Origin of the sequence: Achromobacter sp. ACM04 (genome assembly GCF_014851465.1) — a bacterium.
In the GTDB taxonomy this organism is placed as follows: Bacteria; Pseudomonadota; Gammaproteobacteria; order Burkholderiales; family Burkholderiaceae_B; genus Achromobacter; species Achromobacter aegrifaciens.
The window spans coordinates 172,805-187,190 of record NZ_JACUZS010000005.1 but is presented as its reverse complement, the minus strand read 5'-3'; the positions used below and the strand labels follow the sequence as shown (position 1 = coordinate 187,190).

General features: G+C 64.5%; 13 protein-coding genes. All 13 read left to right on the top strand.

Annotated features, from left to right (window positions below; all coding sequences use genetic code 11):
• Positions 1 to 5: 5 nt before the first annotated feature.
• The 13 genes from IB259_RS26200 to IB259_RS26140 all read left to right on the top strand — a co-directional run bounded on the left by IB259_RS26200 (position 6) and on the right by IB259_RS26140 (position 14,343).
• Positions 6 to 422 (top strand): ATP synthase subunit I, encoded by a 417-nt coding sequence (locus IB259_RS26200; protein WP_367648175.1) that lies wholly within the window; start codon positions 6 to 8, stop codon positions 420 to 422.
• An 82-nt stretch (positions 423 to 504) separates the two neighbouring features.
• The gene (atpB, locus tag IB259_RS26195; RefSeq protein ID WP_054455191.1) at positions 505 to 1,386 is read left to right on the top strand and encodes a F0F1 ATP synthase subunit A; all 882 of its coding nucleotides are present in this window, start codon (positions 505 to 507) and stop codon (positions 1,384 to 1,386) included.
• Positions 1,387 to 1,504: 118 nt separating this feature from the next.
• Positions 1,505 to 1,747 carry a F0F1 ATP synthase subunit C gene (gene atpE, locus IB259_RS26190; protein WP_003815363.1) on the top strand — a complete coding sequence of 81 codons (243 nt, stop codon included), beginning with the start codon at positions 1,505 to 1,507 and terminating at the stop codon, positions 1,745 to 1,747.
• Positions 1,748 to 1,891: 144 nt separating this feature from the next.
• Positions 1,892 to 2,362, top strand: coding sequence for a F0F1 ATP synthase subunit B (locus tag IB259_RS26185; protein ID WP_013391129.1), 471 nt, complete (start codon positions 1,892 to 1,894; stop codon positions 2,360 to 2,362).
• Between the two features lie 12 nt (positions 2,363 to 2,374).
• Positions 2,375 to 2,914, top strand: a complete 540-nt coding sequence (locus IB259_RS26180; RefSeq protein ID WP_054455189.1) for a F0F1 ATP synthase subunit delta — start codon at positions 2,375 to 2,377, stop codon at positions 2,912 to 2,914.
• A gap of 28 nt (positions 2,915 to 2,942) precedes the next feature.
• The gene (atpA, locus tag IB259_RS26175) at positions 2,943 to 4,484 is read left to right on the top strand and encodes a F0F1 ATP synthase subunit alpha (RefSeq protein WP_054455187.1); all 1,542 of its coding nucleotides are present in this window, start codon (positions 2,943 to 2,945) and stop codon (positions 4,482 to 4,484) included.
• 98 nt (positions 4,485 to 4,582) lie between these two features.
• Positions 4,583 to 5,488, top strand: a complete 906-nt coding sequence (gene atpG / locus IB259_RS26170) for a F0F1 ATP synthase subunit gamma (RefSeq protein ID WP_054455186.1) — start codon at positions 4,583 to 4,585, stop codon at positions 5,486 to 5,488.
• A gap of 43 nt (positions 5,489 to 5,531) precedes the next feature.
• Entirely contained in the window at positions 5,532 to 6,932 is a 1,401-nt protein-coding gene (atpD, locus tag IB259_RS26165; RefSeq protein WP_054455184.1) for a F0F1 ATP synthase subunit beta, read from the top strand.
• Between the two features lie 9 nt (positions 6,933 to 6,941).
• The gene (locus IB259_RS26160) at positions 6,942 to 7,367 is read left to right on the top strand and encodes a F0F1 ATP synthase subunit epsilon (RefSeq protein WP_013391134.1); all 426 of its coding nucleotides are present in this window, start codon (positions 6,942 to 6,944) and stop codon (positions 7,365 to 7,367) included.
• Between the two features lie 251 nt (positions 7,368 to 7,618).
• Complete coding sequence (locus IB259_RS26155) at positions 7,619 to 8,431, top strand: helix-turn-helix domain-containing protein (protein ID WP_054455884.1); 813 nt, start codon at positions 7,619 to 7,621, stop codon at positions 8,429 to 8,431.
• A gap of 174 nt (positions 8,432 to 8,605) precedes the next feature.
• Positions 8,606 to 9,679, top strand: coding sequence for a uroporphyrinogen decarboxylase (gene hemE / locus IB259_RS26150; RefSeq protein WP_192330509.1), 1,074 nt, complete (start codon positions 8,606 to 8,608; stop codon positions 9,677 to 9,679).
• A 304-nt stretch (positions 9,680 to 9,983) separates the two neighbouring features.
• Entirely contained in the window at positions 9,984 to 12,071 is a 2,088-nt protein-coding gene (locus IB259_RS26145; RefSeq protein WP_192330507.1) for a primosomal protein N', read from the top strand.
• 208 nt (positions 12,072 to 12,279) lie between these two features.
• Complete coding sequence (locus IB259_RS26140; protein ID WP_192330505.1) at positions 12,280 to 14,343, top strand: UvrD-helicase domain-containing protein; 2,064 nt, start codon at positions 12,280 to 12,282, stop codon at positions 14,341 to 14,343.
• Positions 14,344 to 14,386 lie beyond the last annotated feature (43 nt).

Here is a 14,386-nt window from a genome sequence, read left to right as displayed (position 1 = left end):
ACGACATGACGGATAAAGTTCTGGTTCTCAGTGACGCGGATCGCGCGGCGCTGAATGCTCAAGCTAGCCGCGGGCTCCTGTTGGCATTGGCAGCGCAAGGTGCCATGGGGCTCGCAGCAGCAGTAATTGCGGGGGTTGTCGGAGGGGCGGCGGCAGGTTGGTCGGCGCTGGCGGGGGCGGGAGCGTATTTCATTCCCAATGCGTTGTTCGCATTGCGCCTGGCTGTCAGCGTACGGGCCGGTAAGGCCAGTCCCTTTACCTTTCTCTCTGGTGAGTTGATCAAGTTGTTCGCAACGGCGCTGCTGTTGTGGCTGCTTTCGCGTGTGACGCAGGATAGCCTCGTATGGCCTGCCGCGTTGCTCGGTCTGATACTCACATTGAAGGGCTATCTCCTGCTCTTGATGTTCCGCAAGTTGTCATAGCGCCGAGCAGGTTTACGGCAAACGAAATCGTGGAATCGTCCGGTTCGCAAGGGCCGGGCACAGCAAATAGGGTAGGATTCAAATGGCTGCTGCCAGCGACGTGTCGCCTCAGTCCGCGTATATTCAGCACCACCTGGTGCATCTGAACAATACGGGTGAGAAACAGAGCGCTATCGCTCAGTTCGACATCATCAACTACGACTCGTTGTTCTGGTCGGGCCTGATGGGTCTGATCGTCATTTTCTTCCTGTGGCGCGCTGCGCGCCGCGCCACCAGTGGCGTGCCGGGCCGTTTCCAGGCCTTCGTGGAAATGATCGTCGACATGGTCGACGACCAGGCCAAGGGCATCGTCCACAACGCCAAGAGCCGTCTTTTCATTGCCCCGCTGGCGCTCACCGTGTTCCTCTGGATCATCCTGATGAACGCGTTGGACCTGCTGCCCGTCGACCTGCTGCCCTCCATCTGGCGCCTGACCGGCCTGGGCGCTGAGCACGGCGATCCGCTCTACTACCACCGCATTCTGCCGACCGCCGACCTGAACGTGCCGATGGGCATGTCGCTGGGCGTGCTGCTGCTGATGTTCTACTACGGCATCAAGATCAAGCACCCGGGCGGCTTCGTCAAGGAACTGTTCACCGCGCCGTTCCACGCGCACGGCATCGGCGCCATCGTGCTGGCCCCGTTCAACCTGCTGCTGAACCTGATCGAATACGCCGCCAAGTCCGTGTCGCTGGGCATGCGGTTGTTCGGCAACATGTTCGCCGGCGAACTGATTTTCATGCTGATCGCCCTGCTGGGCGGCGCCTGGACCGGCTTCAACGGCGCCAGCATCGGCCTGGGCATCGGCCACATCCTGGCCGGCTCCATCTGGGCGATCTTCCACATCCTGATCGTTCTGCTGCAGGCCTTCATCTTCATGATGCTGACGCTGGTGTACCTCGGCCAGGCTCACGAAGGCCACTGATCCCCCGAATTTCCCATGCTGGCCACCCGGCCAGCATGGGATAGCAAGATTATCTTGCATTGAGCAGTACCCCTTATTTTTCAATTTTTGACTTCAGATTTCTAACCAAGGAGTTGTCATGACCAACGTCGCTTTCGTTGCCCTCGCTTGCGGTCTTATCATCGGTCTGGGCGCTATCGGCGCTTGCATCGGCATCGCACTGATGGGCGGCAAGTATCTGGAAGCCTCGGCTCGTCAGCCTGAACTGATGAACGCTCTGCAAACGAAGATGTTCCTGCTGGCTGGCCTGATCGACGCGGCATTCCTGATCGGCGTGGGTATCGCCATGCTGTTCGCCTTCGCCAACCCGTTCGTCGGCTAAGGCACCGCCCGCCGGCGAAAAGGCGGGTCATGACGCTGGCGGCGATGTGGGTGCAAGCTCCGTCGCCGACTAGCAAAGTATCGAGTGCTCCGTGACGCCCCTTTCCGGGTGCGGTCGGAGCCGCAAGGTGTTAAAGGAACGACCGTGAATCTGAACGCGACGATCATTTTCCAGATGCTCGTGTTCTTCGTTCTTGGCTGGTTCACGATGAAATTCGTGTGGCCTCCCCTGACGAAGGCGATGGACGAGCGCCGCCAGAAAATCGCCGACGGCCTGGCCGCCGCCGAGAAGGGCAAAGCCGATTTGGCTCAAGCCCAGGCGCGCGTCAGTCTGATCGAGGCTTCTGCCAAGTCCGAAAACCACGCCCGCATCATCGAGGCCGAGAAGCAAGCCGCCTCCCTGATCGAGCAGGCCCGCCGTGAAGCGGAAGCCGAACGCGCCCGCATCGTGGCGCAGGCTGCCCAGGATGCCGCGCAGGAAGTCCAGCGCGCCCGCGACCTGCTGCGCGACGACGTCGCTGCGCTGGCCGTCAAGGGTGCTGAACAGATCCTCAAGCGCGAGGTTGACGCCCGCGCACACGCCGAGCTGCTCAACCAGCTTCGCGCGCAGCTTTAATCCGGGACCGTCATGGCTGAACTTTCCACTGTTGCCCGGCCCTACGCTGAAGCGCTCTTCAGCGCGGCGCGCGACGACCGCGCCGGCTTGCCGGCCTGGTCCGATCTGGTCAGCGAACTGGCTCAGGTCGCCTCCAACCCCGACGTGCGCGAGGCCATGGCCGACCCGCGTCTGGGCGACAAGCAGCGCGTCGAGCTGTTCTCCGGCCTGGTAAAGGCCGAACTGCCTCAAGCCGCCCGCAATTTCATCGAGCTGCTGGTCGAAAACGACCGGCTGCTGCTGCTGCCCGACATCGCCGCGCAATTCGCGGTGCTGCGGAATCGTCACGACGGCACGGCGCAGGCGGAAATTACCAGCGCGTTCGAAATGAGCGATGCCCAGGTCAAAGAACTGGTCAGCGCGCTCGAACAAAAATTCGGCCTCAAGCTCAAGCCCAGCGTCACCGTTGATCCGTCGCTGATCGGCGGCGTGCGCGTGGCCGTCGGTGACCAGGTGCTCGATACTTCCGTACAAGCCCAATTGGCCCGCATGCGCGATCAGCTCGCCGCTTAAGGCAACTAACAGGATTCCAGGAGTCAATATGCAACTCAATCCCTCCGAGATCAGCGAACTGCTCAAGAGCCGCATCGAGGGCCTGGGCGCTTCGGCTGATGTCCGTACTCAGGGCACCGTCGTGTCCGTGACCGACGGTATTACCCGCATCCACGGCTTGTCCGACGTGATGCAGGGCGAAATGCTCGAATTCCCCAACAACGTTTTCGGTCTGGCGCTCAACCTCGAGCGTGATTCCGTCGGCGCCGTTATTCTCGGCGACTACACCGGCGTTTCCGAAGGCGACCAGGTCAAGACGACCGGCCGCATTCTGGAAGTTCCGGTCGGTCCCGAACTGAAAGGCCGCGTGGTCAACACGCTGGGCGAGCCGATCGACGGCAAGGGCCCGGTCAACGCCAAGGCCACCGACATCATCGAAAAAGTGGCGCCTGGCGTTATCGCCCGCCGCTCGGTGTCGCAGCCGCTGCAAACCGGCATCAAGGCTATCGACTCGATGGTGCCGATCGGCCGCGGCCAGCGCGAACTGATCATTGGCGACCGCCAGACCGGCAAGACCGCCGTCGCTGTCGACACGATCATCAGCCAGAAGGGCAAGGGCGTCACCTGCGTGTACGTCGCTATCGGCCAGAAGGCTTCGACGATCAACAACGTGGTGCGCAAGCTGGAAGAGCACGGCGCGATGGAATACACCATCGTCGTGGCCGCTTCGGCCTCCGACTCGGCCGCCATGCAGTACCTGGCCGCCTACGCCGGCTGCACGATGGGCGAATACTTCCGCGACCGCGGCGAAGACGCCCTGATCGTTTATGACGACCTGACCAAGCAAGCCTGGGCCTATCGCCAAGTGTCGCTGCTGCTGCGCCGTCCGCCGGGCCGTGAAGCCTACCCGGGCGACGTGTTCTACCTGCACTCGCGCCTGCTGGAACGCGCTGCCCGCGTGAACGAAGAGTACGTCGAGAAGTTCACCAACGGCGCCGTCAAGGGCAAGACCGGCTCGCTGACCGCGCTGCCGATCATCGAAACCCAGGCAGGCGACGTGTCGGCCTTCGTTCCGACCAACGTGATCTCGATCACCGACGGCCAGATCTTCCTGGAAACCGACCTGTTCAACGCCGGTGTCCGCCCCGCAATCAACGCCGGTATCTCGGTGTCGCGTGTGGGTGGCGCTGCTCAGACCAAGGTCGTCAAGAAGCTGTCCGGCGGTATCCGTACCGACTTGGCGCAGTACCGTGAACTGGCCGCCTTCGCGCAGTTCGCTTCCGACCTGGACGACGCGACCCGTCGCCAGCTGGAACGCGGCAAGCGCGTGGTGGAACTGCTCAAGCAGCCGCAATACCAGCCGCTGCAAGTGTGGGAACTGGCCGTCACGCTGTACACGGTCAACAACGGCTACCTGGATGAAGTGGACGTGGCCCAAGTGCTGTCGTTCGAGAAGTCGCTGAAGGATCAACTGAAGGCCAAGCATGCGGCCCTGATCCAGCGCATCGAAGACACCAAGGAACTGTCCAAGGATGACGAAGCCGAATTGGCCGCCGCCATCCAGGAATTCAAGAAGCACGGTGCTTTTTAAGAAAGTGATGGGTTAGGCGTCCGCGACGCCTCACCCATCCTTCCCGGATGGATGAGGCGCCAGCGGAACCCATCGGCCAGTCTTCACAGGAAAGCGCAATGCCCGGAATTAAGGAAATCCGAACCAAGATCAAGAGCGTGCAAAACACGCGCAAGATCACCAAGGCGATGGAAATGGTCGCCGCATCCAAGATGCGCAAGGCGCAGGAGCGGATGCGTGCTGGCCGTCCGTATGCCACCAAGGTGCGCGAGATTGCTGCGCACCTGATGCAGGCCAACCCCGAGTACAGCCACCCGTACCTGGTCGAACGCGAAGTCAAGGCGGTCGGCGTGATCATGGTCACGACCGACAAGGGCCTGTGCGGCGGCTTGAACACCAACATCACCCGCGTGACGTTGGGCAAGCTGAAAGAGTTCGAGAAGAACGGCATCGCCGTGCAAGCGACCGCTTTCGGCAACAAGGGCGTGGGCGTGCTGACCCGCATCGGCGCCAAACTGGTTTCCCAGGAAGTGCAACTGGGCGACAAGCCGCAACTCGACCGCCTGCTGGGCGCGATCAAGGTGCAGCTGGACGCCTACCTGGAAGGCCGCATCGACGCGCTGTACGTGGCCTCGACCCGCTTCGTCAACACGATGAAGCAGGAGCCGTTGTTCTTGCGCCTGCTGCCTCTGGCCAGCGGTTTGGATGATCCGTACCAGACGGGCGCTGATAGCCTGGCCAAGACCTCGGAAGTGAAGTCGGACTACAGCTGGGATTACATCTACGAACCCGACGCCCGTAGCGTGATCGACGACCTGCTGCAGCGTTACGTTGAAGGCCTGCTGTACCAAGCCGTGGCCGAGAACATGGCTTCGGAGCAGTCGGCCCGGATGGTCGCCATGAAGGCGGCGTCGGACAACGCCAAGAAGGTCATCGGCGATCTGCAACTGGTCTACAACAAGACCCGTCAGGCCGCGATCACCAAAGAAATTTCGGAAATCGTAGGGGGCGCTGCCGCCGTTTGAGGCAGGCAGCATCCCGTCAAAAGCTATCAAGCAAGGAATCGACATGAGCAACGGAACCATCGTTCAGTGCATCGGCGCCGTGGTGGATATTCAGTTCCCCCGCGATCAAATGCCCAAGATCTACGAAGCGCTTACCCTGGCCGACGAGGGTTCCTCGTTCGCCGAAAAGGGTCTGACGCTGGAAGTGCAGCAACAGCTGGGCGACGGCGTGGTGCGTACCATTGCGCTGGGCTCCAGCGACGGCCTGCGCCGCGGCATGAAGGTCACCGGCACGGGCGCCCCGATCTCGGTGCCCGTCGGCACCGGCACGCTGGGCCGCATCATGGACGTGCTGGGTCGTCCCATCGACGAAGCCGGCCCGATCCAGCACGACGAAAAGCGTGGCATTCACCAAGCGGCTCCCCGTTTCGACGAGCTGTCGCCGTCGGTGGAACTGCTGGAAACCGGCATCAAGGTTATTGACCTGGTTTGCCCGTTCGCCAAGGGCGGCAAGGTCGGCCTGTTCGGCGGCGCCGGCGTGGGCAAGACCGTCAACATGATGGAACTGATCAACAACATCGCCAAGCAGCACAGCGGCTTGTCGGTGTTCGCCGGCGTGGGCGAGCGTACCCGCGAAGGCAACGACTTCTACCACGAAATGGAAGAGTCGAACGTTCTGGACAAGGTTGCGATGGTGTTCGGTCAGATGAACGAACCCCCGGGCAACCGTCTGCGCGTGGCGCTGACCGGCCTGACCATGGCCGAGAAGTTCCGCGACGAAGGCCGCGACATCCTGTTCTTCGTGGACAACATCTACCGCTACACCCTGGCCGGTACCGAAGTGTCGGCACTGCTGGGCCGTATGCCGTCGGCAGTGGGCTACCAGCCCACGCTGGCCGAAGAAATGGGCAAGCTGCAAGAGCGCATCACGTCGACCAAGACCGGCTCGATCACCTCGATCCAGGCCGTGTACGTCCCTGCGGACGACTTGACCGACCCGTCGCCTGCCACGACCTTCCAGCACTTGGACTCCACCGTCGTGCTGTCGCGTGACATCGCCGCCCTGGGTATCTACCCGGCCGTGGACCCGCTGGATTCGTCCAGCCGCCAGCTCGACCCGCAAGTCGTGGGCGAAGAGCACTACGCCGTGGCCCGTGGCGTGCAGCAAACGCTGCAGCGCTACAAGGAACTGCGCGACATCATCGCGATTCTGGGCATGGACGAACTGTCGCCGGAAGACAAGCAGGCCGTGGCCCGCGCCCGTAAGATCCAGCGCTTCCTGTCGCAGCCGTTCCACGTTGCAGAAGTGTTCACCGGTTCGCCCGGCAAGTACGTTCCGCTGGCCGAAACCATCCGTGGTTTCAAGATGATCGTGAACGGCGAGTGCGATGCGCTGCCGGAACAGGCCTTCTACATGGTCGGCTCGATCGACGAGGCCTTCGAGAAGGCCAAGAAACTGCAATAAGGAACCGATATGGCTACCCTGCATGTGGATGTCGTCAGCGCAGAGGAAGCGATCTTCTCCGGTGAGGCGAAGTTCGTGGTGCTGCCTGGCGAAGCGGGTGAACTGGGCATTCTGCCCGGCCACACCCCGCTGATTTCGCGCATACGCCCCGGGACGGTCAAGATCGTTCGTGCCGACCAAGGCGAGGAAAACATCTTCGTCGCCGGGGGCATTCTGGAAGTGCAGCCGGGCAGCGTGACGGTTCTGGCCGACACGGCTATCCGTGCCGCCGACCTGGACGAAGCCCGCGCCCTGGAAGCGCGCCAGAAGGCCGAACAGGCCCTGGCCAACGCCAAGGACAAGGCGGACATCGCCGTGGTCGAAGCGGAACTCGCCATGCTGGCTGCGCAAGCCATCGCGGCGCGCAAGCTGCGCCAAGGCGGCCGTTCGCACTAAGCGGCGAAGCTGTGCCCCGGGGTTCGCCCCGGAATCGAAAGAAGCGGCCTCAGGGCCGCTTTTTTCATACCTGTTTTTTTCATTGCCGAGTGAAGGTCCGCCGTCCTTTGTGCGGGCCGCAATGCGATCACTACGAATAGCTGCACGCCGGTTGCAACAGTAGCCTTCAATCTTCCTAGTCAAGCGTAGGGGGAAGCGTGCGAGAAGTCCTGGATTGCGGGGTATTGCTGGCGCCCGGCCATGATGGGCCGATGCGCGATCTGGTCGCGCTGCACCCGGCCAGGCAGACGCGCGTGCGGCTCCATCTGGTGTCGCTGAGTCCGGTGCGCTATGCGACCGCGGGCATGGCGGCGCGCGATGCCGTGTCAGGCGCGCAGACCGACGCCGACGCGCAGGCCGACAGCCAGGAAGCGGACGTGCAGGCGCTGGCCCGGCTGGCGGTGGCGCTCAGGCGCTACGACTGCTGCATCCTGCCGGTGGCGCCATCATCGCTCGCCTGGACGCGCATGGCGCTGCAACAGGCGGGCAGCGCATTGAGCACGCCGGTGCTGTTGCTGATCTCCGATGTGAAGGCGCCCGCGATCGAAGACCTGCTGAGCCTGGGCGCGTCGGATTTCATCATGCAGCCGGCCTGCCTGGAAAGCATGCGGGTGCGGCTTGGCCGCCTGGCCGGCGCGGCGCACGGGCGTGGCGCGGCGCGGGCGGATATCCGCGAGCCCACGACGGCTTATCGCGAGGCGCGGATGGAACTGGGCGCGGACGGGGCGCCGAGGCTCGCTGCGTTGCACGCCCGGGTGCCACAGGATCTGGTAGAGCAAACCTTGTCGGGCATGCGCAAACCGCATCCGCGGCCTGCGCATGAATCCTTCCGCATCGCGAAGGCGCGGGTGGTGGACGGCTTCGAGCGCGACTATATCCGGCTTGCGCTGTCGCGCCATGGCGGCAACGTGGCGCAGGCGGCGCGGGCTTGCTGCAAGCACCGGCGGGCGTTCTGGGCGCTGATGCGCAAGCACGGCATCGAGGCGGCGCCGTACCGGCAGGCCGCGCAGGAGCGGGGGGCCTGAAGCGACGGACCTGCCGGCGGTCGGTCGACGCACGGCCAGCGGGCGGGGCGCCGCGCGCGCCGCCTTGCCCCTGAAAGCGCCCCGCTTGCGCGCCGGCAAGTCCGGCGCAGAGCCTGGCTGCGACTTGTCAGCCAGGGGAAGTAAAATCACGGCTTCCGATCATCGAGGATAGTCGTGTCTGCTTCCGTACTGAAGAACGATGTGTTCTTGCGCTCGCTGCTGCGCGAGCCCGTGCCCTATACCCCGATCTGGCTGATGCGCCAGGCCGGCCGCTACCTGCCTGAATACCGCCAGACGCGGGCCCGCGCAGGTTCCTTCATGGGCCTCGCTCAGAACCCGGACTACGCCTCGGAAGTCACGCTGCAGCCGCTGGAGCGTTTCGACCTGGATGCGGCCATTCTGTTCTCGGACATCCTGACGGTGCCGCACGCCATGGGCCTGGGCCTGGACTTCGCCGAAGGCGAGGGTCCGCGCTTCGCCCGTCCGGTGCGTACCGAAGAAGACGTGGCGCGCCTGGAAGTGCCGGACATGGACAAGCTGCGCTATGTATTCGATGCCGTGCGTACGATCCGGCGCGACCTGGACGGCAAGGTGCCGCTGATCGGCTTTGCCGGCAGCCCCTGGACCATCGCTTGCTACATGGTGGAAGGCCAGGGCAGCGACGACTATCGCCTGATCAAGACGATGCTGTATGCGCGTCCCGACCTGCTGCACCGCATCCTCGAAATCAACGCCGAAGCCACGCTGCAGTACTTGAACGCGCAGATCGCCGCCGGCGCCCAAGCCGTGATGCTGTTCGACAGCTGGGGCGGCGTGCTGGCCGACGGGCTGTTCCAGCAGTTCTCGCTGGCCTACACCCGCAAGGTCGTGGCCGGGCTGATCCGCGAACACGAAGGCCGCCGCGTGCCGGTCATCGTCTTCACCAAGGGCGGCGGCCAGTGGCTGGAACAGATCGCCGCTTGCGGCGCCGATGCCGTGGGCCTGGACTGGACGGTGGATCTGGCCGCCGCGCGGCGCCGCACCGGGGACTCGGTCGCGTTCCAGGGCAACCTCGACCCCATGGCCTTGTTCGGTGGCGGACCCGCCATCCGTGCCGAGGCGCGGCGCGTGCTGGACGCGTTCGGACCGGTCGGCAAGGGCGGCCACGTGTTCAACCTGGGCCACGGCATATCCCGCTTTACTCCGCCAGAAGCCGTAGCCGAATTGGTTGATGAAGTCCACCAGCACAGCCGTTCGCTGCGAGGGTAAGTGAGTGGACGCTTCGGTCTACAGGGCCGGAGCAGGAGGGTCCCTGATGACACTTGTGCACAGCAAGATTGCCCTCGGGGAAAACCCTTTAGATGCTAGTTTACAATCTCGGAAGCTCTCATAAGTCATTGTTTTAAATGGTGAAATGAGAGTTTTCAACAAGATTTCGCAAGTTTGCGCAATCTTGTCAAATTCCAATTTCCGATGTTGCTCCTGCCTTTTCCCCAAAGTTATCCACAGGCGGAAAATGGAGCGCGCCGGCATCATCCGGGATCATCCTTCTACATGCTCCGTCCTAGCACCCATGTCTGAAACGCTGTCGAACACGACCCCCGCGGTCTGCTGGGTGCGGGTGGCGCTGGACGTGCCCCTGCCGGGTCCGTTCGACTACCGCAGCGACGCGCCGGTGACGGTGGGCCTGCGGGTCATCGTGCCGTTCGGCCGCCGCAAGCTGATCGGCGTGGTGGTGGACAACCCGGCGGAGCCGTCCTTCGACCCCAAGCAGATCCGGCCGATCGAAGAGGTGCTGGATGACCTGCCGCCCTTCGACGAGGACTGGCTGCGCCTGGCCCGCTTTGCCGCTGACTACTACCAGCGGCCGCTGGGCGAGGTGATGCTGCCCACGCTGCCGCCGCCGCTGCGCAAGCCCACGGCCTACCAGGGCAAGCGCTCGGCGGGCGGCCCCGTGGCGCGCCTGGACGGGCGCAAGCGCAAGACGGCGCGCGCGCCGGCCCAGGCCGACCAGCCGCCGGAGCTCAACGACGCCCAGCGCGAGGCGGTGGACGCCATAGGCGCGCTGGACGGGTTCAAGCCCGTGTTGCTGCACGGGGTGACGGGCAGCGGCAAGACCGAGGTGTACCTGCGCGCGGCCGAAAGGGTGCTGGCGGCGGGACGCCAGGTGTTGCTGATGGTGCCCGAAATCAACCTGACGCCGCAGCTCGAAGGCGCGCTGCGCGCGCGCCTGGAGGCACTCGTTGGACCGGACGGTCTGGCCGTCATGCATAGCGGCCTGTCCGATGGCGAACGCTTGCAGGCCTGGACCCGCGCCCAGCGCGGCGAGGCCCGCATGCTGCTGGGCACGCGCATGTCGGTGTTCGCGCCCTTGAGCCAGCTGGGCCTGATCGTGGTGGACGAGGAGCACGACGCGTCCTACAAGCAGCAGGACGGCTTGCGCTATTCGGCGCGCGACCTGGCGGTGTGGCGCGCCCATGACCTGAATATTCCAGTAGTGCTGGGGTCGGCCACGCCGTCCCTGGAGACCTGGCAGCATGCCGAGCGCGGGCGCTACCTGCGCCTGACCCTGCCGGGCCGGGCGCGCGCCAGCAGCCTGCCGTCCATGCGCCTGATCGACACGCGGCGCCTGCAACTGAAGCAGGGCATGTCGCCGCAACTGCTGGATGCCATCGGACAGCGCCTGGAACGCAAGGAACAGTCCCTCATCTTCCTGAACCGCCGCGGCTATTCGCCGGTGCTGCATTGCCAGTCCTGCGCGTGGGTCAGCAATTGCCCGCGCTGCACTGCATTTACCGTGCTGCACCGTACCGATGGCCGCGGCCATCGCCTGCAGTGCCATCACTGCGGCTACCAGGCCCCGGTGCCGCGCGCTTGTCCCGAATGCGGCGACCAGGACCTGGCGCCCATGGGGCGCGGCACGCAGCGGGTGGAAGAACATCTGGCGGAATTGTTTCCCGAGGCGCGCATCCTGCGCATCGACGCTGACAGCACGCGCAAGAAGGGCAGCGCCGAAGCGCTGTTCGCCTCGGTGCATGCCGGCGAGGTGGACATCCTGGTGGGCACGCAGATGGTGGCCAAGGGCCACGACTTCGCGCGCCTGGGATTGGTGGGCGTGCTGAATGCGGACTCCATGTTGTTCGCGCATGACTTCCGCGCGCCCGAGCGCCTGTTCGCGCAGCTGATGCAGGTGGCGGGCCGCGCCGGCCGCCATCAAGGCAACGGCGATGTGCTGATACAGACCAACTACCCCGAGCAGCCGGTCTATCAGGCGCTGCTGCGGCATGACTACGCGGGCTTTGCCCGCCATGCCCTGCACGAGCGGGAAAGCACCGGCCTGCCGCCTTTCGTTTACCAGGCCCTGCTGACCGCGGAGGCGCGCGAGCTGAAGGTGGCGCTGGAATTCCTGGAGCGGGCGCGGGCCTTGCCCGAGGGTGAATGGGCGGCCGATTTTCCAGGCCTGGACGCCATCATGCTGTACGACCCGGTGCCGCTGCGCGTGGTGCGCGTGGCCAATATCGAGCGCGCCCAGTTGCTGGCGGAAAGCAGCAGCCGGCCGGCTTTGCAGGCCTTCCTGGCGTCCTGGTCGCACCACCTGCCGTACCTGGCCAACGAGGCCCGCGTGCGCTGGCAACTGGAAGTCGATCCGCTGGAAATCTGATCGGCTGCGGCCGGGGCCAATGCGCCGTCGATCCGATTGTTCTATGATCTTTCTCCTCTATCGCGCCTCCGCGGCAGGCCCGCCGTGGCGGCTGCGCCCGTCCCCTTTTTCTCGCGTGTTACCGGCCCGCTGACGGGCGGCCGCAAGCTTCGTGCTTGCTGGCCGCAGCTTCAATGCGGCCGCCGCGATGCATGATCACCTGACTCGAATGTCCGCCAGCGAACCTATAGCCCAAGGCATGAACCCCGCTCAACGCGAAGCGGTGCTGTATCTGGACGGCCCCTGCCTGGTGCTGGCCGGCGCCGGCAGCGGCAAGACGCGCGTGATCACGCAGAAGATCGCCTACCTGCTGCGCGAGTGCGGCTATATGGGGCGCAACGTGGTGGCGCTGACCTTCACCAACAAGGCCGCGCGCGAGATGGACGAACGCGTGAAGACCCTGGTGGATCGCAAGCTGTCCAAGGGCCTGATCATCAGCACCTTCCATTCGCTGGGCGTGAAGATGCTGCGCGAGGAGGCGCGCAACGCGGGCCTGAAGCCGACGTTTTCGATCCTGGACGCCGACGATGCGATGGCCATCATCCAGGAACTCTTGAACACGACCGACAAGGCTCGCCTGCGCCACGTGCAGGGCATCATCTCGCTGTGGAAGAACGGCTTGATGGAGCCGGACGATGCCGCGCGTGAAGCCATCACGCCGGCCGACGTGGAGGCGGCCAACGTCTACCGCAGCTACGCCGCCACGCTGGCCGCCTACCAGGCGGTGGACTTCGACGACCTGATCCGCATCCCCGCGCTGCTGCTGGCCAACAACGAAGAAGTGCGCACCCGCTGGCAGAACCGCGTGCGTTATCTGCTGGTGGACGAATACCAGGACACCAACGTGTGCCAGTACCGCCTGGTGCAGCTCCTGACGGGTTCGCGCGCCATGTTCACGGCGGTGGGCGATGACGACCAGGCGATCTACGCCTGGCGTGGCGCAACCATCGAGAACCTGGCCAAGCTGACCACCGACTACCCCAACATCAAGCTCATCAAGCTGGAGCAGAACTACCGGTCGGTGCAGCGCATCCTGGCGGCCGCAAACCAGGTGATTGAAAAGAACCCCAAGCTGTTCGACAAGAAGCTGTGGTCCGATCTGGGCGTGGGCGAACCCATCCTGGTATCGGCCATGGACGGCGAGGAGCAGGAGGCCGAATCCATCGCCATGAAGGTGTCGGCTTCGCGCTTCGAGCGCCAGGCGCAGTGGAAGGATTTTGCCATCCTGTACCGCAGCAATCATCAATCGCGCATCCTGGAACAGGCGCTGCGCAACCTGAAGATCCCGTACACGATCTCGGGCGGGCAGAGTTTCTTCGACAAGACCGAAGTGCGCGACGTGCTGGCCTATCTGCGCATCCTGGCCAACGACGACGACGATCCGGCCTTCATCCGCGCGGCCACCACGCCCAAGCGCGGCATCGGCCAGGCCACCTTGCAGACGCTGGGGCAGTACGCCGCAAGCCGCGAGCTGTCGCTGCTGGCGGCCGTGGCCGAGACTGGCCTGGAAAGCCTGCTGGCGCCACGGCAGCTGGAGCCGCTGCGCACCTTCACCGAGTTCATCCGCCGCATGCAATGGCGCGCGGGCCGTGGCGCGGCCGATGCGAAGGACGCCGCGTCGTCCGAGCCCGCGGGCGTGCTGCTGGACGATCTGCTGGAAGCCATCCAGTACGAACGCCATCTGTACGAGCTGTTCGAAGAGCGGCCCGCGCAGACGCGCTGGCAGAACGTGCTGGAGCTGACCGGATGGCTCAAGCGCAAGGCCGAAGAAGACAACATGACGCTCTTCGACCTGGTGCAGCATGTGGCGCTGGTCACCATGCTGGAGCGCGGCGAGGAAGAAGAGCCCGATGCGGTGAAGATGTCCACCCTGCATGCTTCCAAGGGCCTGGAGTATCCGCACGTGTACCTCGCGGGCGTCGAGGAAGGCTTGCTGCCGCACCTGGGCAAGGATGACGAGGTCGGCGATCCGGCGCGCGCGGCCGAGAACCTGGCTTCGCGCATCCAGGAAGAGCGCCGGCTCATGTACGTGGGCATCACGCGCGCGCAGCGCAGCCTGAACCTGAGCTGGTGCAAGCGCCGCCGCCGCGCGCGCGAGGACCTGGTGCGCGAGCCTTCGCGCTTCATCGAGGAAATGGGCCTGGGCGATGTGCGCATGCAGGAAGACGCGGCCACCGCTGCAATGAATCCCAAGGAGCGCATGGCCATGCTCAAGGCGTTGCTGAAGAAATAGGGGCGGGGCGGCGGCTTGTGGAAAGCCGCGGCCTGCTCCTACA

Bases quoted from the DNA above. Each gene is read 5' to 3' on its own strand.
- IB259_RS26200 (WP_367648175.1), top strand. From the start codon at position 6: ATGACGGATAAAGTTCTGGTTCTCAGTGACGCGGATCGCGCGGCGCTG.
- atpB (WP_054455191.1), top strand. From the start codon at position 505: ATGGCTGCTGCCAGCGACGTGTCGCCTCAGTCCGCGTATATTCAGCAC.
- atpE (WP_003815363.1), top strand. From the start codon at position 1,505: ATGACCAACGTCGCTTTCGTTGCCCTCGCTTGCGGTCTTATCATCGGT.
- IB259_RS26180 (WP_054455189.1), top strand. From the start codon at position 2,375: ATGGCTGAACTTTCCACTGTTGCCCGGCCCTACGCTGAAGCGCTCTTC.
- atpA (WP_054455187.1), top strand. From the start codon at position 2,943: ATGCAACTCAATCCCTCCGAGATCAGCGAACTGCTCAAGAGCCGCATC.
- atpG (WP_054455186.1), top strand. From the start codon at position 4,583: ATGCCCGGAATTAAGGAAATCCGAACCAAGATCAAGAGCGTGCAAAAC.
- atpD (WP_054455184.1), top strand. From the start codon at position 5,532: ATGAGCAACGGAACCATCGTTCAGTGCATCGGCGCCGTGGTGGATATT.
- IB259_RS26160 (WP_013391134.1), top strand. From the start codon at position 6,942: ATGGCTACCCTGCATGTGGATGTCGTCAGCGCAGAGGAAGCGATCTTC.
- IB259_RS26155 (WP_054455884.1), top strand. From the start codon at position 7,619: ATGCGCGATCTGGTCGCGCTGCACCCGGCCAGGCAGACGCGCGTGCGG.
- IB259_RS26145 (WP_192330507.1), top strand. From the start codon at position 9,984: ATGTCTGAAACGCTGTCGAACACGACCCCCGCGGTCTGCTGGGTGCGG.
- IB259_RS26140 (WP_192330505.1), top strand. From the start codon at position 12,280: ATGTCCGCCAGCGAACCTATAGCCCAAGGCATGAACCCCGCTCAACGC.